The organism is Shewanella sp. ULN5 (assembly GCF_030731885.1).
GTDB classification, from domain to species: Bacteria; Pseudomonadota; Gammaproteobacteria; order Enterobacterales; family Shewanellaceae; genus Shewanella; species Shewanella holmiensis.
This window is the reverse complement of record NZ_JAPJEE010000006.1, coordinates 175,654-202,391: the sequence shown is the minus strand read 5'-3', so window position 1 is coordinate 202,391 and position 26,738 is coordinate 175,654. Positions and strand designations below refer to the sequence as shown.

The window sequence follows — 26,738 nt, the reverse complement described above, 5'->3', positions numbered from 1 at the left end:
AGCAGCAAACCGTTAAGTTAATAATTAACTTAACAGTTTGTGATGGGTGTTCGGCAACTGGTGACTATCTTTTTTTACCTTTTTTTTCTAAGCGTTGAGTAAACTTAGCCTGTTGTTCTGGGGTCAGTAACTGGTAGATTTCATTTTGCATTTTAAAATGCTGTAGCATTTGCGCCGCTTTGCGCTCTTGCTTGGCTGTAATGATCTCATGCGCCTTGGCTTCATCAAAATTAGCACTGGTGATTAAACTCACCATCTCAGCTTTTTGTGCAGCTCTTACATCTGCTGACGGCTTGTCTGGACGTTGTGCTTTATATTTTTCAACAATCGCTTTTACATCCGTTTTTTGCGCATCAGTAAGATCTAACTTACGGAGCATCTTATGCATGCCACTTCTTTGGTGACCATGTTGATATTTACCCTCTGATTGTCTCTCAACCTGCGTATCGGCTGTTGGCTCAACGACTGATTGAGCATAAAGCGGGCCAGTTAATAGTGCAGAACTTGCAATCAGAACAACAAGACCCACTTTAATTGGAAGACGTGTTTTCATAGCTATTACCTCGTTGATGATGGCTTATTTATTAAGCCTAAATGAATGTTAGTAAAGTTCACAACATGGAACCTAGTTTACCCATTGCAATGTCAATTTGGGTGTTATTAGCGTAAAGCTATGTAAACCCATGAAAATGAGTCAGTGATCAAGCTAACAAATTACTGTAAATGTTGTGATTTAATGAGAGCAAGTTAACGTAACGGCAACCTCATACTTACATGCCTTCGCCTTAAGCATAAAATTAGCTAAAGATTGTATTTCTTATTAAGGTCTAGCATGAATCTTACTTTCACACGCTCTTGGGCATTGTTGGCCATATTATTATTTTCAGCAGCATTTGCCTCCCCAGCGGCACAAGCATCATCTCAAAACGATTCGGTTTGGATGACCCAGCAAGCCGACCAAACAATTATTAAGCTACATTTTTTCTGGTCAGAAACCTGTCCACATTGCCGAAAAGCACACCCCTTTATCGATGCTTTAGGCGAGCGATTTGACTGGATAGCAGTAGAAGACTACCTCATAAGCCAGCCAGGTAATGTCGATAAACTCATGGGAATGGGCAAACTTACCGGCAGTGAACCAAAATCCGTCCCCTATTTTGCCGTTTGTGGCGAAGCCATCATTGGCTACAACAGCCACCAAGTGACAGGGCAATACATTGTTGAGCGACTAATAGATTGCTATAAAAAACAAGGCGGACAGCCTGACATAGGTAATAAACTTGCAGACTTTCTTACCCTAAATACCCCTGCTGATGAGCCACTATTTGGCACCTGCGCCGAAACAAGCAGTGCAGATGATGGCGCCGCAAGCACCTGTGGAATGTCACAATACACTGCCGACAGCAACACCACACAGGTAGCGGAACCTCATGTGCAACCAGTGGATATTCCATTAATCGGCGCGGTTCACCCAGAAAAAATGTCACTGCCTTTGTTAACGGTTGTGCTAGCGGGTGTTGACGCTTTTAACCCTTGTGCTTTTTTCGTATTACTGTTCTTACTCAGTATTATGGTTAACGCTGGCAGTAAAAAACGCATGTTGTTGGTCGGGGGGATTTTTGTGTTTTTCTCTGGCTTTATTTACTTCATCTTCATGAGCGCCTGGCTTAACTTATTCCAACTGCTTGGCGGTGGCGATGGCGGCATTATTATTACCTGTGCAGGCATATTGGCATTAGTGGCTGCCACGGTGAATATTAAAGACTACTTTTTTGGCCGAGGTGATGTCAGTTTATCTATGTCAGTGGAAAATAGAGGCAGCCTGATTAAGCGCATGGGTAAATTATCAAAGGCCAGCTCATTACCCACTATGATTGTCGGTTCATCCATTTTAGCCATTTTAGCCAATGCCTATGAGCTTTTGTGTACTGCTGGTTTCCCGATGATTTATACCTCGGTGCTCTCGATTTCAAACTTAGATGTTATGGAGCGCTATCTGTATCTTGTTGCGTATAACGTCGTTTATGTTATTCCATTAGCGACAATTGTTATCGTATTCTCTATGACATTAGGCAAGCGTAAACTGACAGAAAAAGAAGGTGAAAAGCTTAAACTGATGTCAGGGATCATGATGCTAGGCCTTGGGGGGATGTTAGTGATTGATCCTATGTCACTGCAAAACCCTGTGTTATCTATAGGATTGATTATCGGTTCAATTATCTTGACATTTGTTATCGTCAAACTGGCTCAAGTATTGAAATTCAAATAATCGATTAATGTAAAACTGTGCAATGATGATGTCATCTCAGCCCGCCTTAAGCTAAAGTGTTTAAATGCATATTGAGGGCTGAAATGAATCGAATTTTACTTATTGACGATGATGTCGGATTATCAGAATTATTAACCCAACTTTTAGAAATGGAAGGGTTTGTCGTCAGCCAAGCTTACGATGGTCAAGCAGGGTTAGCGTTAGCATTACACTCTGACTGCGACCTTATCTTATTAGATGTCATGCTGCCCAAAATGGGCGGCTTTGAAGTCTTAAAAGGCATACGTAAACGTAAACAAACCCCCGTTTTAATGTTAACCGCTCGCGGTGATGAAATTGACAGAGTTATCGGCTTAGAAATTGGCGCTGATGATTACCTACCAAAACCCTTCAATGATCGCGAATTAATTGCGCGTATTCGGGCTATTTTGCGCCGTGCAAACGCTACCTTACAAGGGCAAGCATCGGCTGATTCATTAACACTGGGTGACTTATCCCTAGACCCTAGTCGTCAAGAAGCCTTTTGCAACGATCAGTTAATCATCTTAACGTCCACAGAATTTAGCTTGTTGTTTAATCTGTTATCCAGTGCGGGAGAGTTAGTCACCAAAGACACCTTAAGCGAAAATGTATTAGGGAAAAAATTGATGCCATTTGACCGCAGTTTAGATATGCATTTATCTAACTTGCGCAAAAAACTGCCCGAACGAACCGATGGTCGCGCACGGGTAAAAACCTTACGAGGCAAAGGTTACATTTGGATCCCCTAATGCGCACAACAGCCCCATTAAATAGATTGTTTTTTAAGTTGCTGATTGGCTTCTGGCTGTGCAGCTCGCTGACTATTGCATTAGTATTAATGCTGCCGATGCTACTGCAAAGCCATGATCGCGCACCATTAGAAGCACGATTACAGCAAGCGCTTCATCAAGTTGTTGAAGATATTCAACAGTCACCCGATATCCTTACCTCGGATAAGCTATATCAATTACAACGACAGTATTCAAAGCGCGACAGACCATTACGTATTTATTTAACCAACGACGATGGTCAGGTGATTAATAGCCGTAAAGTCCCACGCTCATTAAGACAATTTTTATTGATGGCAGAAGATGCCAAGCAGCCGATTAGCCACCAATTTAGAAATGAGTTGGTCTTTGGACCACTGTCTTTCAGTGTTAATCAACAAACCTATCAGGTTTATGGCAGAGTACCGGCCAGCCATCCTCGGCCTTGGTTTTTGTATTTTTCAGAAAACAAATTACTCACCGCCACTATCGCTATTTTATTCTCTGGCTTGTTATGCGGCCTACTTGCTTGGCATCTCAGTAAACCACTTAATAGCCTAAAACACTGCGCGAATGCCCTTGCTAAAGGGGACTTATCGCACCGTGCAGATAAAACTACCATCAGTAGAAACGATGAAATAGGCCAATTAGCTCAAGCCTTTAACAGTATGGCAGACTCAATTGAAACTATGATGCTTAACCAACAAAGGCTGATGGGTGATATATCTCATGAGCTACGAACACCTTTAACCCGCTTAAAACTGTCACTGGCATTGGCGCGAAAAAAAGGTCAGGACACCACAGAATTATCTCGTATCGAATATGAAGCCACCCAATTAGATGACTTAATCGGTGAGCTGTTAACCCTTTCAAGGGTCACACTGAATGCTAGCGAGGTGCGGATTTATACCGAGCTAAATGAAACGCTCAGCCAAGTGTTAGATGATGCTGAATTTGAAGCGGAACAACAGCACAAGCAGCTGCATATTGATATTGATGAACACCTTGCATTTGAACATTACCCAAAACCTTTGTGTCGAGCCATCGAAAACGTCTTACGTAATGCCATTCGCTACGCGAACAAACACGTTAATATTTCGGCCGCGATAAAGAACAAACAGGTAGTCATTGACATTAAGGATGATGGCAAAGGGATCGATGAAAAAGAACTTAGCGCGATTTTCAGACCCTTTTATCGCCCAGATAACGCACGAGATAGAATCAGTGGTGGCTGGGGGTTAGGCCTGGCAATTACTCAAGCGGCAATTCAAGCCCATAATGGGGATATTAAAGCGTTGAATAACAAGCCTAATGGACTGCATATCAAATTAAACATTCCCATTTAAACGACACATACTTTATGTATTCTAAAGAATAAACGTCCCCCTACTTTAATATGCGGTTCTGCTATGCTTAAAACTTAGGAGAATAAGTTAACAAGGGAAAGGAATGCGCCTCGAAATGACAACATGTCGTAAAGTAATATTATTTTGCTTTACGTTGGTTTTATCTATGAGCGTGAGCATAACTCATGCTGAACCATTTTACGTCGATGCCATTGAATACCCTCCCTATTTAATACAGCAGCAAACCGATAGGGGCGAAGCATTCGCTAAGCTATCTCAAGCCATGACATCATCGGGTTTCGAGGTGACGGCAAACTTTTTATCTTCCGCCAGAGTACATAAAAAATTAGTTAATCAAGATTGGTGTGCCAGTTTTGTTCCGCCATTTGAAACAAAGAAAAATCATAAACTTGTTCCATTATACGATGACATTTTAGAACTGAAATTACATCGATTAGTGCAACCGAGCCAATTTACAGGTGATAAGATTGAAGGGAAGCGAATTGCACAACTGCGGATGATGCAACCTGCAGGAGTTATCAAACAGTTCTCTGATAATGGTGCGAAATTATTTAATGTTGAGTCTATTCAACAAGGTACATATTTACTGATAAAAAAACGAGTCGATTATGTCTATGCCGATTTACACTCTATTACTTACGCAGCAAACCAACTTGGTTTTCCTTTAGAACAAATTCAAAGTTCAACTACAGTGTTCAGAAGATTTCCAATAGGAGTATGGATTAACACTTCCTGCCCACTAAGTCAGAAAATACTCAATCATTTAGATTCCAAAGGATTTAAAGCGTTATAGAGAACTAGTTTGCATAATCAAAATCAAATAATATCAAACTACTTAATATAGCTGATTTGTCGCTTCGCTAACGCTATAATGCACCGTTATTTTTTGAGGTAAGTCAGCATGTTTCATATCGCCCTTTACGAGCCAGAAATCGCCCCAAACACGGGCAACATTATTCGTTTATGTGCCAACAATGGTTCACATTTACATCTTATCGAACCCCTTGGTTTTGATTTAGAAGAAAAAAAATTGCGTCGTGCCGGTTTAGATTATGCTGATTTAGCATGTGTAACACGCCATAAAAATTATCAAGATTTTCTCATCGCTATGGCAGGAAAGCGCATCATGGCTTGTACCACTAAAGGCAGCCGCCCGCATACCCAAATCGCCTTTGCCGAAGATGATGTGCTGTTATTTGGCCCTGAAACCCGTGGCTTACCTATGGATATTATAAATGCCACCCCTTTAGAACAAAGACTGCGTATTCCTATGACAGCCAATAGTCGCAGCCTGAATTTATCAAACTCAGTTGCCATTATTAGTTATGAAGCCTGGCGACAACTTGATTTTGTAGGTGCCCAATGAAGCAACCCATTTCAATTGAAACTCAGCAACACGCGTTGATGATTGCTAAGTCGACCCAAAAAGAAGGTCAGACTAAAGAGCAAACTAAGCTGATTGCCAGTGGCATTGAAAAGGGCATTGCTGAATATAAAAAACAACAAAAAGCAAAAGCCAGACAAAGCGATAAAGCACGTAAACAACAAGCCAAACACAAACAACATGCTCAGCATGATGAGCCAGAATTAGAGTTAGAGTTAGAGTTTGATGACTCTAACCAGATCACGCCGGTTGTATGGGGGTTAATTTGTTTGCTGGCATTAAGCTGGTTATGTTTTGCTTGGTATATTTGGGGCTAAAAAGTGGCAAACAGCACCAAGAAGAAAAGTGTTGAATTGCGAAGGCCTATCACTTAACGGGGGATCAAACTAACCCCTCTCACCACTTGATAATTATCACTGTCATCATCTAAAAAATGAGCGCTTTGCTGCCATAACCACTGAGTTTGCGCTCCTACTGACGTAGCTGAAAATGAAAGCCTGATCAAAGCGGGGCGCTGCTTAATCTCTCCCTCCCCTAAAAAGGTAAACGCATCAGCTTGTTGATATAAAGTGAGTGATTGATATATATCGGCATTAACGCCATCAGAATACACTAATTGAATATCACTGCCACGTTGACGAAACCACCAGGTTTCACTATTCGCAAACCTTGCTCCCTGACTAACACTAATATACATATTTCGCCCATCTGCAGAACACATAATGGAACTGGTAACTCGTTTTGAGACCCCATTGGGGTTAGCCGCGCTACCTTGCCACTCGCCTATTAAAGAAGCGCAAAAAACATCAAGCGAGACCTTAGCGGCAAGTGCCGATATAGGCAGAGAACCGAAGAAAACAACGGTAGCCCACAAGCTGATTTTAAAACAATTCAATATCATCTTCTTGAGGCTTTGCAAGATGTTGTTGATACAGTGCTAAGGCTTGTGAAAGTGTGCCACCCTGTAAAATACAATCAAACAGTGCGAGCTCTTCCTCTAACGAATAACCATTTTTGATTTGTTGGTTAACTTGTTGCCAAGCTGCACGGGTATGCCTTGCATCTTGATCTCCTAACACTTCTTTGGTTAATCCCAATCCATTAACGACGTGCTGCAAACGTTGCGATAACCTATCGTAAAACTGAAATGCCATCACACCTTGATTTACCTTAGCTGCCAATTGCTGGCCATGATCAATGATCGCTTTAGGGGTGTCATTTTGCGTGGCCAAATAATGGTTAACCTGTTGCTGATGAGAAGCCATATCGGTAAATAACTCACCTAAACTTGCGACTTTTTGATCGCCATCATCTAGACCTAGCTCTATTTGCGCCATTGCCAAAATAAGCAAATTCATGGTTTCTTGGACATGACACCATGGCTCATCTAAGTTAGCTTGAGCGGTTGGTGGGTAGAGTGATTGGGTCGTTTTATTTTCTTCAATGAAATTTTCAGTCGAAGATATATCCACGGATATTTTTGCCATTTAATCAAACTCTTTAACAATGTTACTTAAAAATATACACCCGATAAAACAAAAGACCCACTGCTTAGTGGGTCTTTTTCGGCTTCAACGTAAATTACTGACCAAAACCACTGTCTTTGATATCAACCTGAGTCACTTCGCCATACTGTTTAGCAATATCGGCAATTTTACTGGCATTACCAATCAACACATACTGTAAGTGCTGTTGCGGGAAGTACTGTTTAACTAAACGTTGCGTTTCGTCTAAGGTTAAGCCATCCACCTTAGCTTGAAATTGATTTATAAAATTATCATCGAAACCATATAGATACATATCAGACATTAAGCCTGCCAATTGGCTAGCCGTTTCAAACTTAGGTGGGAATTGCCCTTTAACATAAGCTTTTGCTGAATCTAATGTCGCTTGATCTATGCCTGTTTGCCAAAGTCTAGCATAGGTTTTTAATGCTAAATCGATAGCCTCTTTTGTCGTTTCCGCTTTAGTAAAAGTACTGATTTGAAAAACACCGGCTTTTGAATAAGGCACAAATCCTGAACGAGCCCCATAAGTTAACCCCGCGTTAACCCTTAACTCATCATTCAACCATGAAGTAAAGCGGCCACCTAAAATGGTATTCACCACGGTTAAACCAACATAATCAGGATTATCATAACTTATCCCCATGCCCCCAATCACAAAGGTCGTTTCAATCGCATCGGATTTATCGACTAAAAGCACTTTGCTTTGGCTCATCTCTGGCAAACCTTGGCTTAAATTAGCCTGAACCACTTCTTCGGTATTTTGCCAATAACCAAAAGCCTGTTCTAACTTAGCTTGCATTTGTTGAGGGTCAAAGTCACCTACTACACTGATGGTCATATTACTTGGCTGATAGTAACCCTTATGGAAGGCGCGTAACTGTTCAATCGTTAAGGTAGCAATGGACTCGCTATTGCCAGAGCTTGGATTGGCATAAGGATGATCACCAAACACCAACTTATTGAAGTAACGACCAATGACAGCACGAGGGCTTTCTTTTTGTTGCGACAGCCCCACTATTTCACGTTGCTGTAGTTTGGCAAATTCAGTTGAGTCGAAATCAGGAACCATTACCACATGACTAAAAATAGGCAGCACTTTATCGATATCTTTTGTCATAAAGCTGGCATCAATATAACTGCCTTCTTGATCGGCGGCGGTATTCAAACTTGCTCCCATAAAATCAAGCGTTTGCTCTATTTTAGCCTTAGACTGTCCACCAGCGCCCAGCATTAAGCTCTGGGCGGTTATGCTGGCCAACCCTGAGGTGGTGTCATTCACCGCACCTGCTCGCACAACAGCACTTAAGGTTATCAGTGGCACTTCTTTTTGCACCATCAAATTCACTTTTAAGCCATTAGATAAACTAACAGTTTGGTATTGTGGCAAACTAAAACTACCAGTTTCAACAACGGTTTCTGGAGCGTTTTTAACCGTGCTTACACACCCAGTTAACGACAAGGCACTGGCGATAGCTAAAGCCGATAACGACAATTTAATAGATTGTTTTATAAGTCTCATTTGTCGCTCTCCTCTGTAGCAGCTAATACCCCTACTGTGCGATTAGCACGAATTAAGTAGGTTTGTGCCACTCGTTGAATATCCGCAGGAGTAACAGTGTTATAGCGCTCAGGCGCATCAAAAAGTTTTTCGAAACTACCAAAATACATCTCATAAGTCCCTAGCGTATTGGCCTTGCCATTAATGGTTTCCATGTCGCGGTAAAAATTGATTAATTTGATGTTTTTCACTTTTTCCAACTCTTCTGCAGTCACACCTTCAGTAGCAATTGAGTTGATTTGCTCGAGTAATGCTAACTCAAGCGTGTTAGCTTCAACACCCGAATTTGCGACGCCTAAAATGTAAAACAAGTTAGGGTCAAACGACATTGGCATGTAAGTATCTGCGGCAGTTGCAATTTGCTTATCAACTAAACCTTGATAGAAGCGAGAGCTATTGCCTTGGCTTAAAATAGAACTTAATAAATCAAGTGCATAATAGTCAGCATGGCTAGTGGCGGGGATATGGTATGCCAACATCACATTAGGGGTGCTAACTGATTCTTTTTTTACAAAGACTCTGCGCTCACCATGTTGCAATGGCTCAACGGTACGTACTTCTTTGGGTGGGGTTTGGGCTGGTATCGGTGCAAAATATTGGTTAGCTAACTTTTTCACTTCAGCTAATTTTACATCGCCAACAATCACTACCACCGCATTGTTCGGAGCATAATAGGTTTTATGGTACTGCTGTAAATCCTCCAATGACCACGCTGCAATATCAGACTCATAGCCGATCACTGACCAGCTATAGGGATGCGCTGAAAATGCCACCCCTTTTAACGCTTCTTGAATGGTACGCCAATTTGAGTTTTCTAAGCCTGTTGTGCGCTCTGATTGCACCACACCTCGCTCGCTTTCAACCATTTCAGGATTGATATCTAAATGCGCTATACGGTCGGCCTCTAAGTCAAAGATCGTTTCTAACGCATTTGCAGGAAACCAGTCGGTATATACTGTCATATCTTCTGTGGTGTAAGCATTGTTTGCCCCCCCCGCCGCTTCCATTGTGCGGTCAAACATTTTTGGGCCAAACTTTTTTGAGCCATTGAACATCATGTGTTCAAAAAAATGTGAAATACCAGTAATGCCCGGCACCTCATTGCGTGATCCAACCTTCCAGAATAAGTACATGTTGGCATTGGGAATAGAACCATCCTCTAACACCATAATTTTCATGCCGTTATCAAGCGTAAAACTATTAATATCTTTGGCTGTGGTTGCAGCTGCATTTGATGCACTCAGCAATCCTGCCAGTAACATTAATGCGGTTAACGTACGTTTCATATCTCGCTCCTTTGAGCTATCTAATAACTATTTTGCGGCACCAATAAAAAGCAGGTTTAATTAACACATGAGAGTCAACAACCGCTTCAATTAAAGAGCTCATTATGGCAACTAATTCGGGGTGATTCACCGTAACAGGCTAACCGGAGTCAATGATGGTTTTAGCAATGGCATCCAGCGTTTTTGTTGCATGAGCAGCAATACTGGCTAACTTACCTTTATTTTGCAAAATTGTTAATTTTTTTGAGGTGAAGAGAGAAAAACAATTGTATCGATTTATTTGCAAATCTTTATTTTCAAGATTGAAACCACTATCCCTAGCTAAGGCTTAAGTCGCTCGGTTTAAAAAGCGCGACTTAATGAGCGCTCTTTAAGGCACCCTAAAAAAAACCACATCGTTATCGATGATCTCTAATTGCCATTGATAGGTTTGCGCGATCCACTCAAAGGTCGCCTCACTGTAAAAATTAATATGTGTAGGGTCATGCTTATAATGCCAATGAATAAAACCCGCATGGTCACGAACACGCTTAGTCATAATCGCTAATAAACCTGAGGGTTTTAGCAAACCTTGTAGCTGCTTAAACACCTGCTGGGCATCGGCAATATGTTCTATCACTTCGGTCATAGTGACAAAGTCATATTGCTGCTGCAGTTGCCCTTGGTCAGGGAAATAAAACAAGTCGTAATTATTAACTGCTATGCCATGTTCAGCGGCCATCTTACTTAATACAGCACCTTCTCCGCAGCCATAATCGAGCCCTTTAGCATCACCAGCGATAACATTCAGCACCGGATGTAATGTGCGAGATAAAAAGCGCTGATAGCCTGAATCTGCAACAGTATTATCGTGTAAATCATAAAAAGCCTTTTCTGCTACTTCATCGAGATAAAATGCAGCAGGAACAGTCACTAGTTGACACTGTTGGCATTGAAAATAAGGGCGTTTTTTATCTTGATGAAATAAAGCCAGCTGATCGTGATGACAAAGCGGACACAGACTAGGGGCATCGAGTAAGATGTTACACATGGCTAAACGGCTCTATAATATGAATTGGGTTATTGTTCTTCACTAATTTGTCTTTCTTTGGCAGCAGCTTCTTGGGCTTGTTTCAGATATTTGTTCTCACGCTCAGCACGTTCATCAAATTGTGCTTTTGCTTTTTGTCGCTGCTCATCCTGCCACTCACCTGATTCTTGATGCGATAACACATCTTGCTCACGCTCAGCGGTTTCTTTTGCGGCAGCACGCGCTTTATCAAGTTGAGTTTGCTCTAATTTTTTGGAGTCGATTCGGCCTTGCTCAGCCTGTTTTTCTAAGGACAACTTTTTGCGCGGTTTTTCGGGGTCAATAGATGTCATGGTATCGCTGGCAAACACCATTGACGGTGATGCGAGTGCAAGACAGAGACTTAACAGAGTGTATTTCATTTTACTTCCTTGTTATGCAATTGATAGCGGGCTTTGATGCCTTCGGGCATGGCGCTCAATCTATGTTGCACCATTGCATCAAATGCTGCAAATAAAGGTGTGGTGTCTACTGCAGAATCCATTGCTGATAGTAATAGCGCCGTGGCCTCGAGGGTGGATAAACTATCAGGGCGCTTAGCTTTACGAATAATGTAATTGGATGCGTGCTCAACCTCTAAATGAATGGCCGGATAATCTAATAACCATGGATTAGACTGCAGCATTTTATAGGCTTTGCGCCAGGTGCCATCGATTAAGATAATGATAGCGTTGTTCGCTGGGTTTGCTTGGCTAACAGATACGCTGTTGTCACTCGGATACACCACATAAATCGGCTTGGTCGCTTGGGCTAAGTAAGCTTGTAACTCAATAAAATCTTCTGAGGTTTCACCGATAAACACCTGCATTTGTGGGATCACCAACTGCATTAGCCTGACGGTGTTTTTGGCATGATTTACTTCACTAGGGTGCTGCATCACAACCACTTCAGTACTCATTTTAATTGAGCTAACTGCATGGCACAAACATGCAGAAATAGGATATGTACAATAAATACAATAAGATCGAGCCATACTGTTGTTGCAGCCTTGTTAAGAACAAACCTTATACTCTCGCGTCATACATTTTAACACTTCAAGGACGATTAATGACACTTTCAAAGGTTTCACTCGCTTTATTTGCCTCATTTTTATCATTTTCCATTTTTGCTGCAGAAAACTTGCCATTTCATCATGAAGCCGAAATTGGTTTTTTAGACTCTTCGGAGGATAGTGACGGGCTAGTCAATGCAAAATACAGCTATTATTTTACCGCCGTAGAACAAACAGATAGACCTTATCAATTAGCGGCATTCCTGAACCAAGGCGCGGTTATTTCAGCACGATATGCAACGACAGAATATCAAGATCTCTATGCGTTATCAGGAGAATATGTTTTCGATTCAAAGTGGTTTATTGGCGCTGAATATTTAAAAATTGCCAATGAAAAATCATTTTTAAACTTATTTGATGATGTTGACACTTATCATATCAATACCGGTTATTATTTCTCTGAAGGTTCAAAGTTGACCTTAGGCTATACCACATCTTCACAAAGTGAATCTCAATATTTCAAAGGCAACTACTTTGAGGTAGACAAGCAGCAAAGCCGAGATTTCGATTTATATAGCCTCACCTATGAGCACTTTCTCCCGTTTGAATCCACTTCTGGACTTTTTTTAACGGCTGGGATTAATTACGAGAAAACCGCTTATAATCGTTACGGCGTAGGATATATGCTGAATGAAAACCTGCAACCAGACCCATTTGATACACATGTTAATGTGGATAAATCCACATTAATATTGGGTGTAGAAGCTGATTGGTACATTAATAACGCTTGGTCGCTAGGGGTTGCAACGAGTTATCTTCAATTAAAGATGGATTATTCTCAGGATGGGCAGCGATATAATGACAATCTAAATATCAGCAATATCAATACCCAATACTATTGGCATTTTTCTGATATTTTCTCTGCTAAATTTGTGGCACAACAAGTGTTTGTTGATAGTGACTCAGAAACTAACTTAGGTGTTGCGATCAACGCTCGATTCTAATCGTAAGTAGCTCATCAATAACGCGCATTATTAATAATAATGCGCGTTTTCATTTAAAACTTATGCATGCTGCTCTTGATGCCAATGGTTAAAGCGCTGCATTCCCATTACTGCAAGTAAAAGGCTAGACATGCCACCCATTAATAGTGCGATGGCAAACGGTGCTGAAATATCCGTTAATTGAATTAACGCAGTCAAGATTGATGCGCCGCTCATTTGAATACAACCTAACATCGCTGTTGCCGTACCTGCCCGCTCACCAAAACCTGACAAGGCCATACTCGTCGCCGGGCCGAGTAAAATTGCGAAGCCAACGCAGAGCAACATCATTGGTAGCATAAACGCAAATCCCGCCGCTAATCCTGTTTGAGGTCCCACTAACTGCATTACCACCTCAAGGGCTGCTGCTGCAATCATAAAATTAAGCGCCACCACCACACCCGCACGGTTACCAATACGCCTAATTAACACAGGCGCAGCAAAGCAAGCTGCAATATTAACCACCGCATTTAATCCAAATAAGGCGCTAAAAGTTAATTCAGACATCCCTAAGCGACCAATAAGCCACACAGGGGAATAGGATACATAGCAAAGAATTGAAGCCATGGCGACCATGCATGTTGAGGCATAGAACATAAAATGACCATCGCTCAGTACCGGCTTATATCGCCCCCAACGATAGAGTTTGCCTGAAATATCGGTATTCAATGGACGTGTTTCAGGAAACTTAAAGCCGACTAAAAATAACACCACGATTGCGTATAACGCCATAAAGATAAAGGTAGAGCGCCAACCAAATTGCAAAGCAAGCAAGCCTCCTAGTGTGGGAGCTAGCGCAGGCACCACGCAAATAGCCCCATTAAGATAGCTATACATAGACACACTTTGCTTGCTGTTATAACAATCGCGAACCGCACTGAACACCACAATCGAGGTAGAGCAAGCCGCTAACCCTTGAAACACTCTGGCTAACTGCAACCATTCAAACTCAACAGCATAAGCTCCTAGTAAACTGCTAATGCCATAAAGCACAATACCAAACAAGGCAATGGGGCGGCGCCCAAAGCGGTCAGCAAGGGGCCCAATAAGAATTTGTCCTAATCCCATAGCAAATAAGAATAATACTAAGGTTGATTGCACCTGACTGTCTGATACGCCGTACTCCAAGGCCATGGTCGGCATTGAAGGTAAATAAATATCAATGGCAAGTGGGCTTAACAGCACCATGAACATTAATAGCGGCAATAAATTACGTTGCATCAGACTTCTCACTCATATTTAAGCTATAGGTACACAATTGGGTAGGGTGAAATTTTATCGCATTAGAGGTATGACAAGAAATGATATAAAATCCACAATGAATTTCCCTATAGGAATATCTATAATGAATTTAGACAACCTTGCGAGAATCGATTTAAACCTGCTAGTGACATTGCAAGTATTACTTGAAGAGCAAAGCGTGACGCGAGCCGCCAATCGTTTACATCTGAGTCAGTCAGCTTTAAGCAAAAGTTTAAACCGTCTTCGCGATACCTTAGATGACCCACTGTTTCAACGCACGGCTCACGGATTAAAACCAACAGCACATGCATTAGCATTAGGAAAACTGTTACCACAGGCATTGCAAAACCTGTATCAACTGACCCAACCTCCGAGTTTTGAGCCCACCACTAGCCAACGCCATTTTGCCTTAGCTATGGTTGAAAGTGCCTATGAAACGCTGATCCCGTATTTCATTGGGCCTTTATTACAGCAAGCCCCTAAATTAAAGTTAGACGCTTATGGCTGGAATGAAAAGTCGATATATGATTTACAACATGGACAAATTGATTTTGGTATCGCAGGTCGCGATATACATCCGCAATCACAATTTAAAGCAGATGATCTTGCTGATGGCCTTGAATATCAAACGTTATTCAACGATAAGCAAGTGTGCTTAGTACGTCAAAACCACCCCATTTTACAAGCCATCAACCGTGGAGATTGGGATAAAGAAGCCTATCTAGCTCTTAGTCATGTTCAAGTACGCTGTGAAGGTAACGATTGGTGGGCATTAGATTACTTTTTAGCAAACACCAATCACCATCGGCGCATTTCAACCACAGTGCCAGATTTTTACGGCGCGGCAAGTATTTGTGCCCATACCGATTTGATTTTTACTTTGCCATCCAGTTTTGCGCACCATGCACAAAACCTTTATTCGTTAGTGCAAATTCCCCTGCCATTTGAGTTCATGCCCATGGCGTATGTCTTACTTTGGCATGAGCGTAATAATCAGGAACCGGGGCATAAATGGGTAAGAGAAATGATTTCTAATAGCATCCCTAAAGCATTAGTACTTGCGGCACATTAACCACATTTAACGTGACATATTATGTCTTACTGCGGCAAACTTGCTTTAAATAATCGATACACAAATTAGGCTAATCGCATTTAGGAGCCGTTATGAGATTTAACTCGTCATTTAATTCAGCGCATTTAAAGCATAGATTCTCGACCATGAATCCTATTATTGTCATGCTCTCGCTTATCAGTATCGCCATGTTAGCGTTAATATTACTGCCTTTTTTACTGTTATTAGGTCTATTAAGTTTTATTACTTTTCAGGTGTTAGGCCGTACATTTTTATCACCAAAAATGAAACAAGCCTACGCATCATCACAACGTAATCAGGGTGATATGTACCGAGGCAATGCAGATATCCAACGTGAAAATTCAGCACCTTACGCCAACATGTTTACACACCCTAAAAATACTCATGCTCGCGGTCGTACCTTTGAACATAATGCCGATGAGCCCCTTAGCTAACCTCAGCGTGGGATAACAACTAACCTAAAGAACAATCGACTAACACTAATGCGTCCGCTTTTTGAACAATGGCGGCGAACGATACCGATGACCCATCTTGGGTCATCAAACGTTGTACCTTACCGTTATGTCACTTAAATAACCTGAACTCTGGATAACAACTTGCTTTCTAGAGGCTATTTTTACTGATAACTGTGTTAAATTTGTTTGCAATAGGCCAGCTATTGACGCACAAATTTGCCTTGTTCTAAGAAAAATATCTCTCTAGAATACATGGGTTAGATATATGTTATTTAATTTCATATGTTTAGCTAATCTCTTACCCAGAGTTCAGGTTAAATAATAAAACACTCTAGGTCCCCTAGAACAATTTATTCGGCCTGTTTAAGTTAAAGTCTATCACTTCACCATTTTGAATAGTTTTTTATAGTAAAAACCCTGCACAAAATCGATGCCGAGCTTATTGGCCAACGCTAAATCATCCGCAGTTTCCACACCCTCTAAAATAACTTGTTTATCTGCATCGTGGGCATAATTGATTATCGATTTAACCAATAACATAAAATTTTCATTAGCCCGATTTTGTAGTACATATTTATCAAGTTTAATGTATTTAACGAGCTGAATAACGGATGTTGATATCATAGATTGCGGATTGCACACATCATCAATTGCGGTAAGTATGTTGTTTTTAGATAAGTTTTTAATCATCGCCAAGCTCATTATTGCGTCATTAATTTCTGAGTTTTCAATCAACTCGACAATGATTTCCGCTTTTTGACACTCTTTAAATAGCTTCAAAAAAGGATTATTTTCATCAATCACCCCGCTAGAAAAATACGAGTCTTGATCTAAGTTAACAAAAAGGTTTGAGCCGTTAATGGCATAAGATAACTGTAGTCTTTTTTGTTGATATTCCACTTGGAACAAACTTAATGGGCTGCTGTGTAAAGAGGCATAAACCAGATCGGGTCTAATGGTGGTGTTATCGGCATTGTAAAAACGGGCTAGTGCCTCATAAGCAAAAATGTCATTGCTTCTACAATCAATAATGGGTTGATATTCAACACCAAAGCGTTTGCGCTCAATTAAATCGATTAAACATTTAGGGTTTAAACAGTCTTCATGCTTCATGTTTCATCTGAAGTAACTCGCGTTACTTACTCCTGCATTCTACTAAGAGCGCAGAAGTGTAAATGAGAAGTATTATCAGGTAAAGCGTATAAACCATCTGGTTAACCAAGATGAATATAATGCATACAATTACCCAATAATTGCGCTAAAAACCACCAATATCAGATAATAAAAAATGCGTTAACGTCGAGGGTGAATTATTTTAATTGATGCTTGATGCTGAAACTCGCTCATTGAAGCAAAGTTTTAGCCTGTTGCAGGCTGGCCAATTCTTCAGCGCTGGGGTTCAAAGCAATAACACTGTCGATTTGCATTAATAATGATTGCCATAAAGGTTCAATCACTTGTCGCTGAATATCATTGCCATAATGCTTGGCTTGCTGCAATAAGTATGCTGATTGCACCACATCGATTCGGTTGAGCATTCCGTCAGCTAAAGCCACGCTCAGCTCAATCATTGCGGTAACGTTATGACCATACTTAATCACATCATGTAAATAACGTTCTGCTTGTTCAAGCTCGGTAGCCTGAGCATTATCATTGTGCAAAATTTCGGTCGCGCAGTGCAACATGGCATCTAGTTGCCCCTGGGCTGCGGCTTCTTGCATCCAAAAACGACTTTTATCTGCGTCAATATTTTCGCCTTCAGCAAGTAACAATGCTAAATGGTATTGTGATTGCGGGTATCCCGACTCTGCCGCTTTACTCATCCATAATAACGCTTGCTGATGGTCATGTTGCTGATAATACAGCACACCAAGATTAGACATCGCCTCAATATTCTCAGCGTCTGCCGCCTGCTGAAGTAATGATTTTGCTTGTTCAACATCAACGGAAAACTCTGCACTACCGACCAAATAAAAATAACCGAGTAAAGCTTGCGCATCCGTTATACCCGCTTTGGCCGCTTGCGCTATCAGTAATTCACCCTGCTTAACTTGACCGCTTTCAGCATAGCCATGCAACAAACTCACCCCATGCTCATACAAGGCAACATCTTCAAATGGGGCAGCTTGCGCAAACCAATAAGCAGCCTGAGCGAATAAACGCTGCACTTCATCATGAGTAGTTTGAAGATCTAGGGAGGTATCAGCATCCAAGGCTGTGACATTTGATTGTTCTTGCGCCATTAGTGCTTGTGCTTTTAATGACATAGCCACTAAATATTGCGCATGATGATCGTTTTGCATCATCGCTCGATAACACAAATCTCTCCCCGCTATCGAATCAAATGCAACAAATTGGTAAGCAGGTACTGGAGTAAAATGCAATACGGGATAAAGCTTTACGACTAAGGTAACAATTTGCTTAATTGATTTCTCTGCTAAAGCCACTAGCTGAGCTTGCGTTAAATGATATTTTTCAGGATGCGCCCCACGATTACCATCACCACGCAACTTATGCATAGTTCGAATAGCTGTAACATCAAGCAAGCGGCGTTGATTCAATTGCTCAATGCGGTCGTATAGGTTGGGGCCACTGAACTCAAGCTGATGTTGTTCTGCAATGAGTATTGCCAGTTTATGGGTAAAACTACGCACAAAAACCAACGCTTGAGTCGGAATATCGCGAACATAACTCTTGGCGCTAGCGTAATCTTCACCCAGCTCGCTGGAGAATTGGCTAACTAACTCAATATCAGTTATCAATACTCACTCCTGTAAACTGAATCACCTCAGCGAGAGATAATAAACGCATATAAACACTCCTTTTTTCACCGCTAACAGTATTGAATTCATTGCAATAGACTCGCGAATGCAAATGAATTAGTCCTGTTATCAGTGTCGCGTTCAAGTTTGATGACTAGCATACGAGGGCATGCTGTTTCAATCTCGTTTATTCGCTAACCCAAACTGAGGTGTCGTAAATTACACCTCTGTATGAGTGTCATCGCTAGATTGAGAATCCGTTTTACGGTTAACCATATATAAGCGAAATAAAGCGACGTTAATAAATAATCCTAAAAATGCAAAGCAGGTATCTGTAATTAACTGCAGAGGAAACCCAACTTGTGCGGCAATTTGAGACAAGGTGCCACCCACTAATGATAGTGGAATATATAGCATTAATATCGCTATCGTTTTAGTTGTAATCGGCCCTGTAAATACAAAGCTGGCTTTAATGGCCTCTAATGGCGTGAGCTGCTCAACAATGACCATAAAGTTCACATAAGCTAACCGAGCAAATAGATAAAAACTGATCACCAGTCCGACTAACCACATTGGCCCAAATACAGCAAAAAGCATCACTGGGGTTAATATCGCTAATCCCGAAAATACGCCAGCCAACAATAATGGCGGTACAAACTGAATGCTTTGCTTGAATACCATGGCAGTAGTGACATCATGGCCACGCGAGCGAACTTCAAGGTAAACGGTAAGCGCAGCAATTAACGTAGAAAATAATAATAGCAGCGCCATCATTGCAGCAGCATGGATCCCGCCAAATTGCGGATTCTCAACATCAGCTTGGATCATTTCATTTCCCAGCCAAAGCTGGATCATCACTTGAACCAACAACAACGGCAAGGTCATTGCCGCAAGCTGGCTAATATGATTACGAAAAAAGTAATAAGCTTCAGTCAAAATAGCTGAAAGTGACATAAATGAGATTCCAAAAATCAACTTAAGATGGTTATGGCGCTAAGGATACCCAAAAATGACAGCTTTTGCACAACACAAAATCTTCATATGTCGTAATGCACCAAAAAACGGTAAGATGTAATCAGTTTAAGCACAATATTGACCAAAGGATGGATTATATGAACCGTTTTATTATTGCTAGCTCAGTATTATCGGCGGCTTTATTAGCAGCACCCGCTAGCGCTGGCTGGTTAGACAATGTCACTAAAAGTGATGTGGCTCCAGTAGCAGCCCAAGCTAAAGCAGCAACAGGTTTAGCTGACAATGCATTAGTGGGCAATGTCATGTCTCAGTTAGGTTTAAATGAACAGCAAGCCGCTGGGGGATTAGGCTCTTTACTTGGCTTAGCACAATCCAACTTAGGTGACAGCGACTTTAGCGCGTTAAGTAAAAGCATTCCTGGAATCGACTCTTTATTAGGTGCAGCACCCGCGCTAGGCGGCGATTCTGGCATGTCAGGTTTATTGTCTAAAGCCGGTGACTTAGGCTCATCATTTCAAGGCGCTGCTATGGTGTATGACTCTTTTGAAAAACTCGGTATATCAAAAGAATACATCGCCCCTATGGTCGATATTGCTAAGCAGTATTTACAACAACAATCGGGTGACGGTTCAGTGGACTTATTGATGAAAGGTTTAGGTTCTTTACTGTAAATTACATACCTACCACAAGGGTAAAATGGTAAACCTAAACATTAATTAATGCCGAGCACAGTGCTCGGCATTATTGTCTTTGCTAGGATAGGTTATCAACGAGGAGTCATTATGATTGCAAAGCTCAAACAATTTATTCAGGCACGTACTCATGCAGTAAGCCCAGAAGACAAAGCACACCAACTAAGTTTGGCGGCGGCAACCTTATTACTTGAAGTGGTGTATGCCGATGAAACCCTAAATGAATCTGAAGTGGCACTGTTGCCTGATATGTTAAAAAACACATTACATATCAGTATCGAAGAAGCACAAGACCTGATTAAAGAAGCGACTTTAATTAGAGGTAATGCCACCTCTTTATTCGAATTTACCGCTGAAATTAATCAGCAATTCACTCTAGAAGAAAAGCAACAACTACTACTTGCTATGTGGCGTTTAGCCTATGCTGATGGTGAATTATCACGCTATGAGGATCAGATCATTCGTCGCTGTGCTGATTTACTTTACCTCAAGCACAGCGAGCTCATTCAAATGCGTAATATAGCAATGGAACAAAGATAAACGCCGATTACTCCGATGACGGTGTTGGAATAGTGGCATGTTTACGCTGCAAGTGTGTTTTTTGCCACCACATAAAAGGTGCGATAACCACAACCAATAGTACCGCGTACAGCATATTGTCGGCGAGCGCGATGCCTATGCCGATACAAAACACACAGCTGGCTATAATCAAAGGTAGATAGCGTTTACTTAATAATCTTACCGCTGACAACATGGCTAATAAGTAGATAATTACAAATACCCCATTACTCCAGGCAATGAGTTTTTCTAAGTCATGCTGAGAATAAAAGGTCATGATAATAACCAATGCCATTGCGCCTAAAATGGTGAATAAGGCTCTAAATGGCACACCATGGCGATTTAACACCACAAAATACTTGGGTAAAATACCTTCTTTACTAAAACTCCATAGTAACCTTGCTGCACTTCCTGCATAAACGTTTACCGTCGCTAAACCACTGGCAATGCCTAATACTCCGATAATATTTGCACCGTATCCATGTAAAAAACTACCGCTGAGTAAGTAATCAAAGGCACTGATCATCGCTACGCCAGTTTTATCTGATGGCACCATCAGCAGTAAAAATGTACAGGCTAAGTATATGACCCCAACCAGAACGGTGCCCATTAAAATGGCTGGTAACATGTCTTTATCTGGGCGACGAAAGTCACTGGCAAGGTGGGTCATGGCTTCAATACCTAAAAAGCTCCAAAAACCTATACCCATAGCAAGCATGACGGTATTAACTTGTGGGTGGCTGGCCTGATTAAATGATTCTAGTTGCTCAGCGTTCAGGCCACTCGCGCCAAACAATAAAGCCACCACACTTACAATTGCTAAGGTTAAGCCAAATTGCAGTTTGGCAGACACCTGAATGCCACGAATGTTTAACCCTAATAGCACCAACACTACAAACAACTCAGCAACTAGTTGCCAACCACCTCTAAGTGGCACTAATGCATCCATAAATTGGAAGGTCATTAAAATAGCAGCGGGTGCACCAATAGGGATCACTAACAAAAAGATTAACCCTATGGTTCTACCAGCGGTGCGGCCAAAAGCTTTTTCCACAAAGTAGGCTGGCCCCGCTGCATGGGGAAAGCGACTGGCTAATAATCCAAATACCAATGCCACGGGTATGATTGCTAAGGTGAGTATTAGCCACCCCAATAATGCCCCCGAACCTGCTACCGCGATGGTCATTTGCGGTAAAATAAATACCCCTGTCCCCAACAAAGTGGTGGCCATTAATCCAGCACCTTGCCAACGTCCTATTGTTCCTGTTATTTGATTCATTTGTTATTCTACTGGCTATTTTTAGGTTATTATAAATTCAAATCGAATTTCAATTTGTCGGCTATGAGCGCCTAACTGCGGTATTAAACCAACAATATGACGGTTAAAAAGCAAAATACCGACAAAATGACGGAGTAGTTGTGGATAAATTTGATAAAGCCATTATAAATGAGTTACGCCAAGATGCGCGGCAAAGTATTTCCACTATTGCTGATAGAGTCAGTTTGTCACGTAGCGCTGTGACAGAGCGAATCAAAAAACTAGAAACCTCTGGGGTGATCCGCGGCTACCAAGTGCTATTAAGCGAATCGCAAAAACAAGGGGTCTCGGCCTATTTTGAAATACAACATAAATGCCCACGGTGCGCAGATGTGGTGCATGTATTTCACAGTATTCCAGAAGTGATTACTTGCCAAGGCATTACTGGTGACATGGATTTATTGGTTTACGTGCACGCAGACTCAATGAAACGCTTGCATGAAATACGCGAATATATTGATGCACAAACCGACATTATCAAAATTAAAACCCATGTCGTGATGAGTGAATGGATTAATAACCTCAATTCGGATTAGCCAATAAAAAAGCCAGCTGAAACTGGCTTTTTTCATGTACTCATTAAAATCGTTTAAGCTAATTGCTTACCAATCTCCATACCTTTACCACGTAATTCTTCTAACTTGCCCGTTAGTCCCGACATGTCCATTTTGATGATACCGGCATTATTGATTAAGCCAGCTAACCATGCAGTAAATGGCTCTTCGCCACGTTCATCATCCCAATGGGTATAAATATGGTGCGACAAATACATTAAAATCGCCAACTTTGATTGTGGCTCAGCGGCTATAGGGTTGCGTTGATACTCAATTCCGGCCACTAAACTGGGGGTAAACTTCCAGTTTTTAGCCAGTAAGGCGCCTACGGATGGCGAATCAAAGCCTAACAGTTTAGTTTCAAGCTCTTGGGTATCGCCACCTTGCTCCGCCGCCGCACGAATTTGTGCTGCCAAGCTGGGTTCAACGGTCGCAATTAATAAATCGCCAATATTATGTAAGATGCCGCAGGTGAAGGCTTCATCAGCGGGAACATTACAACGTTTTGCTAATTCCTGAGCATATAGCGATATCTCAAATGTTTTACCCCAGAAGTAAGCTAAATCAATACCATCAACTTTTGGGATCGCGCCAACCACGGCCGATGCAATCACCAAGGTTCGTAGCGTTTGCATGCCTAAGCGAATCACCGCTTCATCAATTGACCCAACTTCACGGCTACGTCCAAAATGGGCTGAGTTAGCTAAACGTAATACACGAGCACTGATCAAGGTATCTTGAGCGACCTTAGATGAAATACTTTTGACCGAACTATTTTCATTATTAACCGCTTCAAGTAATTCACTGATTGCTTTAGGTAAGCGAGGAAGCTCATCAACTCTTTTTAATAACGCCGCAGACTGCATATGTGTTCTCCTTAGGATCCACCCATATCCTCTTTTGATAAGGGATGAGTTCAGATTATGTTCCACTTAGTGAAAATGGATTTGCTGACTCACTTTTTCGGGTGAGTTAATAATGTCGCTTAAGCAGGTTAGAAAGAAACTAGCGGCTCTCTAAAGCACTCAGGACCTTGTTCATTAATACCGTTATTTAGCCGCCCTAGTTATGGCGCATATTTTTATATAAGGGTTTGACATTACTTAGGTATCTCGCTTTATATAAATCACATATATAACATTAGCACAACAAAAATATAACCTGCTGATTTTTACTCAGTGTTTTTGATGAAATTTTTAAGGCATCATTTACAATTGCGCACGAAATTTTAGATATAGCGAGTGTGAACGGTTACACTTAAACTGACTCTTTTTTGCAGGTAATTCTTAATATGCAACCTCAGCCCAGTGCCGATTTAAATCTTTTATGGGGGCAAATAATCCTCGAAGAACTTTGCCGTTTGGGGGTTAAACACGTCTGTATGGCACCGGGTTCACGCTCAACGCCATTAACCTTGGCTGCAGCATCGCAACCAACGATTCGCAGGCACATTCATTTTGATGAGCGTGGTTTAGGATTTATGGCGCTAGGTTTAGCCAAATCCAGTAACACACCGGTAGCGATCATTACCACATCTGGCACTGCGGTCGCCAATTTGTATCCTGCGATTGTGGAAGCCTGGCTAACCCATGTTCCTTTAATTGTGTTATCGGGTGATCGCCCTAGTGAATTAATTGATTGCGGCGCAAATCAGGCAATTATCCAACCGGCCATTTTTGCCAATTATGCAACACAGGTGAATTTACCAACCCCTGATTTAGCGTTTCCGGCCAGCGCGTTACTCACCACTCTAGATCAAGCGGTTAGCCAATATAGTCAGCCTATTCATATCAACTGCATGTACCGTGAACCGTTTTACCCAAGTGAACTGAGCACCTTAGCTAAACAGGTTAAAAATGCTCCTGTGGTCATACAGCAATATTTAAAACCACTCACCCAATGGTTATCTCATCACAAACCTTTTAGCCAGTATCAGCAAAACATGGGGGCATTATTACCCAGTGAAGATACCTTAAAACGTTTCGCCCATGGCAAAGGAATCATTGTAGTGGGGACCTTGTCGCCTGACGACAACCCGCAGTTAATCGTAGAAATAGCCCAAAAACTTGCATGGCCAATTGTGACCGATGCCCAATCACAGCTAAGACAACATTCGGGTGTCATAGGCAATGTTGATCAACTGCTGCTTAACCCAAAAGCCACTAAGCTTTTAGAACAAGCTGAACGTGTACTGGTGTTTGGTGGGCGCTTTATTTCGAAACGATTAATCAACTATCTAGCAAATCAATCTTGGCATAGCTATTGGCAAGTATTGCCGCGTTCAAGCCGATTAGATCCTAGCCACCAAAGTAAGCAGATTTGGCAAACCAGTGTTAGCGCATTTTGCAAACTGAGTTGGCCTCGCTCATCTAGTGCCAATTGGGGGTTAGCGTTAATCAATCACAACGAAACCTTAGCTGAGTTATTTACTCAGCAAATCGATCAAACTCAATTCGGCGAAGCTCAGGTTATTCGCTGGATAGCACAGCAACAAAGCGCTGAACAGGTATTATTTATCGGTAACAGCTTACCCATCCGCTTATATGACATGTATGCGCCCATCGGCCCTGCGTTACCCCAAATATATACCAATCGTGGCGCATCAGGCATTGATGGACTGATAGCCACCAGCACAGGTATTGCGGTAGATAAGCAACAAAAAATGACGATGATCATTGGCGATATTTCATGCTTGCATGATTTAAATTCGTTGGCACTGTTAAAGCAAATTACTTCAACCTATGTGTTAGTGATTTTAAATAACGATGGCGGCAATATTTTCAATTTATTACCTGTACCTACTGAGCAATTACGCCAAGATTTTTATCGCTTACCCCACGGTTTTGAATTTGGTTACGGTGCGGCCATGTTCGGTTTAGCTTATCGTCAAGCTGATGATTTAACGTCTTTTATTGAGGCCTATACTGAAGCCTTTGAATTTGACTGTGCCAGTGTCATTGAAGTGAATGTCAGCGCTACTCAGGCAAGCGACCAAATTGCGCAAATTAGCCAATGGGTTAAGCAGCACTAATGGCATGGATAAATCGGTACGGTGACCCTCAACTACCCGCCATGGTGTTGTTACATGGCTTTATGGGAGCAAAAGAAGATTGGCTGCCAATGATGGCGGAAATAAGCCAATACTTTCATTGTATCTGTATCGACTTACCCGGCCATGGCGGCAACTCATTCGCTTTGCCTAATCCAGGGTTATTCAGCGCAGCTGAACATATTATTAACACGGTGGATAATTTAGGTTATAACAGGTTTCACTTGGTGGGGTATTCATTAGGAGGCCGCATTGCGCTGCATATTGCTAGCCTTCAACCACAGGCAATTTTGAGTTTAACGCTAGAGTCGGCTCACCCAGGCTTACTGAGTGATGATGAAAAACATCAACGTGCGCTAAATGATAGTAATTGGGCTGATAAATTGCTTAGTCAACCTTTTGAGCAATTTCTACAACAATGGTATCAACAAGCCGTTTTTAGCGATCTGAGTGATAAGCAACGCCACTTTTTAATCTCCAAACGCCTTAATAATTATCCCAAAAACTTGCACGCATGCTACCAGGCCACATCACTAAGCTTGCAGCAAGATTGTCGGAATGTGATAGATAACCTGACGAGTCAATGTACCTTTATCACCGGCGAACAAGATACAAAATTTCAGGGTTTAGCCAAAGATTGGCAGCAATCACTTCACTCTGCCTCTTCGCTAACATTAGTTATCATTACAGGCGTTGGTCACAATATTCATTCGATGCAGCCACATACTTTCAGTAATACGTTACTATCATTACTTCGCGGTGAACCCACAAAATAAG

At 41.6% G+C, this 26,738-nt stretch carries 28 protein-coding genes; 14 read left to right on the top strand and 14 right to left on the bottom strand.

The window, feature by feature from the left end:
* Positions 1–64: 64 nt before the first annotated feature.
* Positions 65–553 (bottom strand): Spy/CpxP family protein refolding chaperone, encoded by a 489-nt coding sequence (locus ORI98_RS08310; RefSeq protein WP_306134903.1) that lies wholly within the window; start codon positions 551–553, stop codon positions 65–67.
* A 279-nt stretch (positions 554–832) separates the two neighbouring features.
* Here ORI98_RS08310 and ORI98_RS08305 point away from each other — a divergent pair, with 279 nt between their 5' ends.
* The 6 genes from ORI98_RS08305 (at position 833) to ORI98_RS08280 (ending at position 6,125) form a co-directional block, all read left to right on the top strand.
* Positions 833–2,269, top strand: coding sequence for a cytochrome C biosynthesis protein (locus ORI98_RS08305; protein ID WP_306134902.1), 1,437 nt, complete (start codon positions 833–835; stop codon positions 2,267–2,269).
* Positions 2,270–2,352: 83 nt separating this feature from the next.
* Positions 2,353–3,039 carry a response regulator gene (locus ORI98_RS08300; protein WP_306134901.1) on the top strand — a complete coding sequence of 229 codons (687 nt, stop codon included), beginning with the start codon at positions 2,353–2,355 and terminating at the stop codon, positions 3,037–3,039.
* Entirely contained in the window at positions 3,039–4,403 is a 1,365-nt protein-coding gene (locus tag ORI98_RS08295; RefSeq protein ID WP_306134900.1) for an ATP-binding protein, read from the top strand. Before ORI98_RS08300 ends, ORI98_RS08295 begins: the two co-directional genes overlap by 1 nt.
* 166 nt (positions 4,404–4,569) lie before the next feature.
* Complete coding sequence (locus ORI98_RS08290; protein ID WP_261298646.1) at positions 4,570–5,217, top strand: hypothetical protein; 648 nt, start codon at positions 4,570–4,572, stop codon at positions 5,215–5,217.
* Between the two features lie 108 nt (positions 5,218–5,325).
* On the top strand, positions 5,326–5,790 hold the full coding sequence (trmL, locus tag ORI98_RS08285; RefSeq protein ID WP_261298645.1) for a tRNA (uridine(34)/cytosine(34)/5-carboxymethylaminomethyluridine(34)-2'-O)-methyltransferase TrmL: 465 nt from the start codon (positions 5,326–5,328) through the stop codon (positions 5,788–5,790).
* Positions 5,787–6,125: a DUF2956 domain-containing protein gene (locus tag ORI98_RS08280; protein ID WP_306134899.1), complete on the top strand. Its 339-nt coding sequence runs from the start codon at positions 5,787–5,789 to the stop codon at positions 6,123–6,125. Before trmL ends, ORI98_RS08280 begins: the two co-directional genes overlap by 4 nt.
* Positions 6,126–6,178: 53 nt before the next feature.
* On the opposite strand, the gene ORI98_RS08275 is transcribed toward ORI98_RS08280, so the two are convergent.
* From ORI98_RS08275 to ORI98_RS08245, 7 genes are all read right to left on the bottom strand, one after another.
* Positions 6,179–6,709 carry a hypothetical protein gene (locus ORI98_RS08275; protein ID WP_371931137.1) on the bottom strand — a complete coding sequence of 177 codons (531 nt, stop codon included), beginning with the start codon at positions 6,707–6,709 and terminating at the stop codon, positions 6,179–6,181.
* Positions 6,690–7,295: a hypothetical protein gene (locus ORI98_RS08270; RefSeq protein WP_306134897.1), complete on the bottom strand. Its 606-nt coding sequence runs from the start codon at positions 7,293–7,295 to the stop codon at positions 6,690–6,692. The genes ORI98_RS08275 and ORI98_RS08270 overlap by 20 nt, the downstream gene beginning before the upstream one ends.
* A 94-nt stretch (positions 7,296–7,389) precedes the next feature.
* A complete protein-coding gene (locus ORI98_RS08265; protein WP_306134896.1) occupies positions 7,390–8,835 on the bottom strand; it encodes a pitrilysin family protein in 1,446 nt (481 codons plus the stop codon).
* Positions 8,832–10,160 (bottom strand): pitrilysin family protein, encoded by a 1,329-nt coding sequence (locus tag ORI98_RS08260; protein WP_306134895.1) that lies wholly within the window; start codon positions 10,158–10,160, stop codon positions 8,832–8,834. Before ORI98_RS08260 ends, ORI98_RS08265 begins: the two co-directional genes overlap by 4 nt.
* Positions 10,161–10,530: 370 nt before the next feature.
* Positions 10,531–11,190, bottom strand: coding sequence for a class I SAM-dependent methyltransferase (locus ORI98_RS08255; protein ID WP_306134894.1), 660 nt, complete (start codon positions 11,188–11,190; stop codon positions 10,531–10,533).
* 29 nt (positions 11,191–11,219) lie between these two features.
* Entirely contained in the window at positions 11,220–11,591 is a 372-nt protein-coding gene (locus ORI98_RS08250; protein WP_306134893.1) for a hypothetical protein, read from the bottom strand.
* Complete coding sequence (locus ORI98_RS08245; RefSeq protein ID WP_306134892.1) at positions 11,588–12,202, bottom strand: tRNA-uridine aminocarboxypropyltransferase; 615 nt, start codon at positions 12,200–12,202, stop codon at positions 11,588–11,590. The genes ORI98_RS08250 and ORI98_RS08245 overlap by 4 nt, the downstream gene beginning before the upstream one ends.
* Positions 12,203–12,276: 74 nt before the next feature.
* Between ORI98_RS08245 and ORI98_RS08240 the strand changes: the two genes are divergently transcribed.
* Positions 12,277–13,224, top strand: a complete 948-nt coding sequence (locus ORI98_RS08240) for a hypothetical protein (RefSeq protein ID WP_306134891.1) — start codon at positions 12,277–12,279, stop codon at positions 13,222–13,224.
* A gap of 60 nt (positions 13,225–13,284) precedes the next feature.
* Here ORI98_RS08240 and ORI98_RS08235 read toward each other — a convergent pair whose 3' ends face one another.
* A complete protein-coding gene (locus tag ORI98_RS08235) occupies positions 13,285–14,484 on the bottom strand; it encodes a multidrug effflux MFS transporter (protein WP_261298634.1) in 1,200 nt (399 codons plus the stop codon).
* Positions 14,485–14,608: 124 nt separating this feature from the next.
* Between ORI98_RS08235 and ORI98_RS08230 the strand changes: the two genes are divergently transcribed.
* Positions 14,609–15,577: a LysR family transcriptional regulator gene (locus ORI98_RS08230; protein WP_306134890.1), complete on the top strand. Its 969-nt coding sequence runs from the start codon at positions 14,609–14,611 to the stop codon at positions 15,575–15,577.
* A gap of 92 nt (positions 15,578–15,669) precedes the next feature.
* Positions 15,670–16,032: a hypothetical protein gene (locus ORI98_RS08225; RefSeq protein ID WP_306134889.1), complete on the top strand. Its 363-nt coding sequence runs from the start codon at positions 15,670–15,672 to the stop codon at positions 16,030–16,032.
* A 399-nt stretch (positions 16,033–16,431) separates the two neighbouring features.
* On the opposite strand, the gene ORI98_RS08220 is transcribed toward ORI98_RS08225, so the two are convergent.
* The 3 genes from ORI98_RS08220 to ORI98_RS08210 form a co-directional block, all read right to left on the bottom strand.
* Positions 16,432–17,166 carry an EAL domain-containing protein gene (locus ORI98_RS08220; protein WP_306134888.1) on the bottom strand — a complete coding sequence of 245 codons (735 nt, stop codon included), beginning with the start codon at positions 17,164–17,166 and terminating at the stop codon, positions 16,432–16,434.
* A gap of 230 nt (positions 17,167–17,396) precedes the next feature.
* Positions 17,397–18,815: a tetratricopeptide repeat protein gene (locus tag ORI98_RS08215; RefSeq protein WP_306134887.1), complete on the bottom strand. Its 1,419-nt coding sequence runs from the start codon at positions 18,813–18,815 to the stop codon at positions 17,397–17,399.
* Positions 18,816–19,034: 219 nt separating this feature from the next.
* The gene (locus tag ORI98_RS08210; protein ID WP_261298628.1) at positions 19,035–19,769 is read right to left on the bottom strand and encodes a hypothetical protein; all 735 of its coding nucleotides are present in this window, start codon (positions 19,767–19,769) and stop codon (positions 19,035–19,037) included.
* A 158-nt stretch (positions 19,770–19,927) separates the two neighbouring features.
* Here ORI98_RS08210 and ORI98_RS08205 point away from each other — a divergent pair, with 158 nt between their 5' ends.
* Together ORI98_RS08205 and ORI98_RS08200 are read left to right on the top strand one after the other, a co-directional pair.
* The gene (locus tag ORI98_RS08205; RefSeq protein WP_261298627.1) at positions 19,928–20,461 is read left to right on the top strand and encodes a DUF2780 domain-containing protein; all 534 of its coding nucleotides are present in this window, start codon (positions 19,928–19,930) and stop codon (positions 20,459–20,461) included.
* 111 nt (positions 20,462–20,572) lie between these two features.
* Positions 20,573–21,022 (top strand): TerB family tellurite resistance protein, encoded by a 450-nt coding sequence (locus ORI98_RS08200; RefSeq protein ID WP_261298626.1) that lies wholly within the window; start codon positions 20,573–20,575, stop codon positions 21,020–21,022.
* Between the two features lie 7 nt (positions 21,023–21,029).
* On the opposite strand, the gene yjeH is transcribed toward ORI98_RS08200, so the two are convergent.
* Entirely contained in the window at positions 21,030–22,319 is a 1,290-nt protein-coding gene (yjeH, locus tag ORI98_RS08195; RefSeq protein WP_306134886.1) for an L-methionine/branched-chain amino acid transporter, read from the bottom strand.
* Between the two features lie 140 nt (positions 22,320–22,459).
* On the opposite strand from yjeH, the gene ORI98_RS08190 reads away from it, so the two are divergent.
* Positions 22,460–22,894, top strand: a complete 435-nt coding sequence (locus tag ORI98_RS08190; RefSeq protein WP_261298624.1) for an Lrp/AsnC family transcriptional regulator — start codon at positions 22,460–22,462, stop codon at positions 22,892–22,894.
* Positions 22,895–22,947: 53 nt separating this feature from the next.
* Here ORI98_RS08190 and ORI98_RS08185 read toward each other — a convergent pair whose 3' ends face one another.
* Positions 22,948–23,778, bottom strand: coding sequence for an HDOD domain-containing protein (locus ORI98_RS08185; protein WP_261298623.1), 831 nt, complete (start codon positions 23,776–23,778; stop codon positions 22,948–22,950).
* Between the two features lie 425 nt (positions 23,779–24,203).
* Between ORI98_RS08185 and menD the strand changes: the two genes are divergently transcribed.
* Both menD and menH read left to right on the top strand, forming a co-directional pair.
* Positions 24,204–25,943: a 2-succinyl-5-enolpyruvyl-6-hydroxy-3-cyclohexene-1-carboxylic-acid synthase gene (gene menD, locus ORI98_RS08180; RefSeq protein WP_261298622.1), complete on the top strand. Its 1,740-nt coding sequence runs from the start codon at positions 24,204–24,206 to the stop codon at positions 25,941–25,943.
* Positions 25,943–26,737 (top strand): 2-succinyl-6-hydroxy-2,4-cyclohexadiene-1-carboxylate synthase, encoded by a 795-nt coding sequence (gene menH / locus ORI98_RS08175; RefSeq protein WP_261298621.1) that lies wholly within the window; start codon positions 25,943–25,945, stop codon positions 26,735–26,737. The genes menD and menH overlap by 1 nt, the downstream gene beginning before the upstream one ends.
* Position 26,738 lies beyond the last annotated feature (1 nt).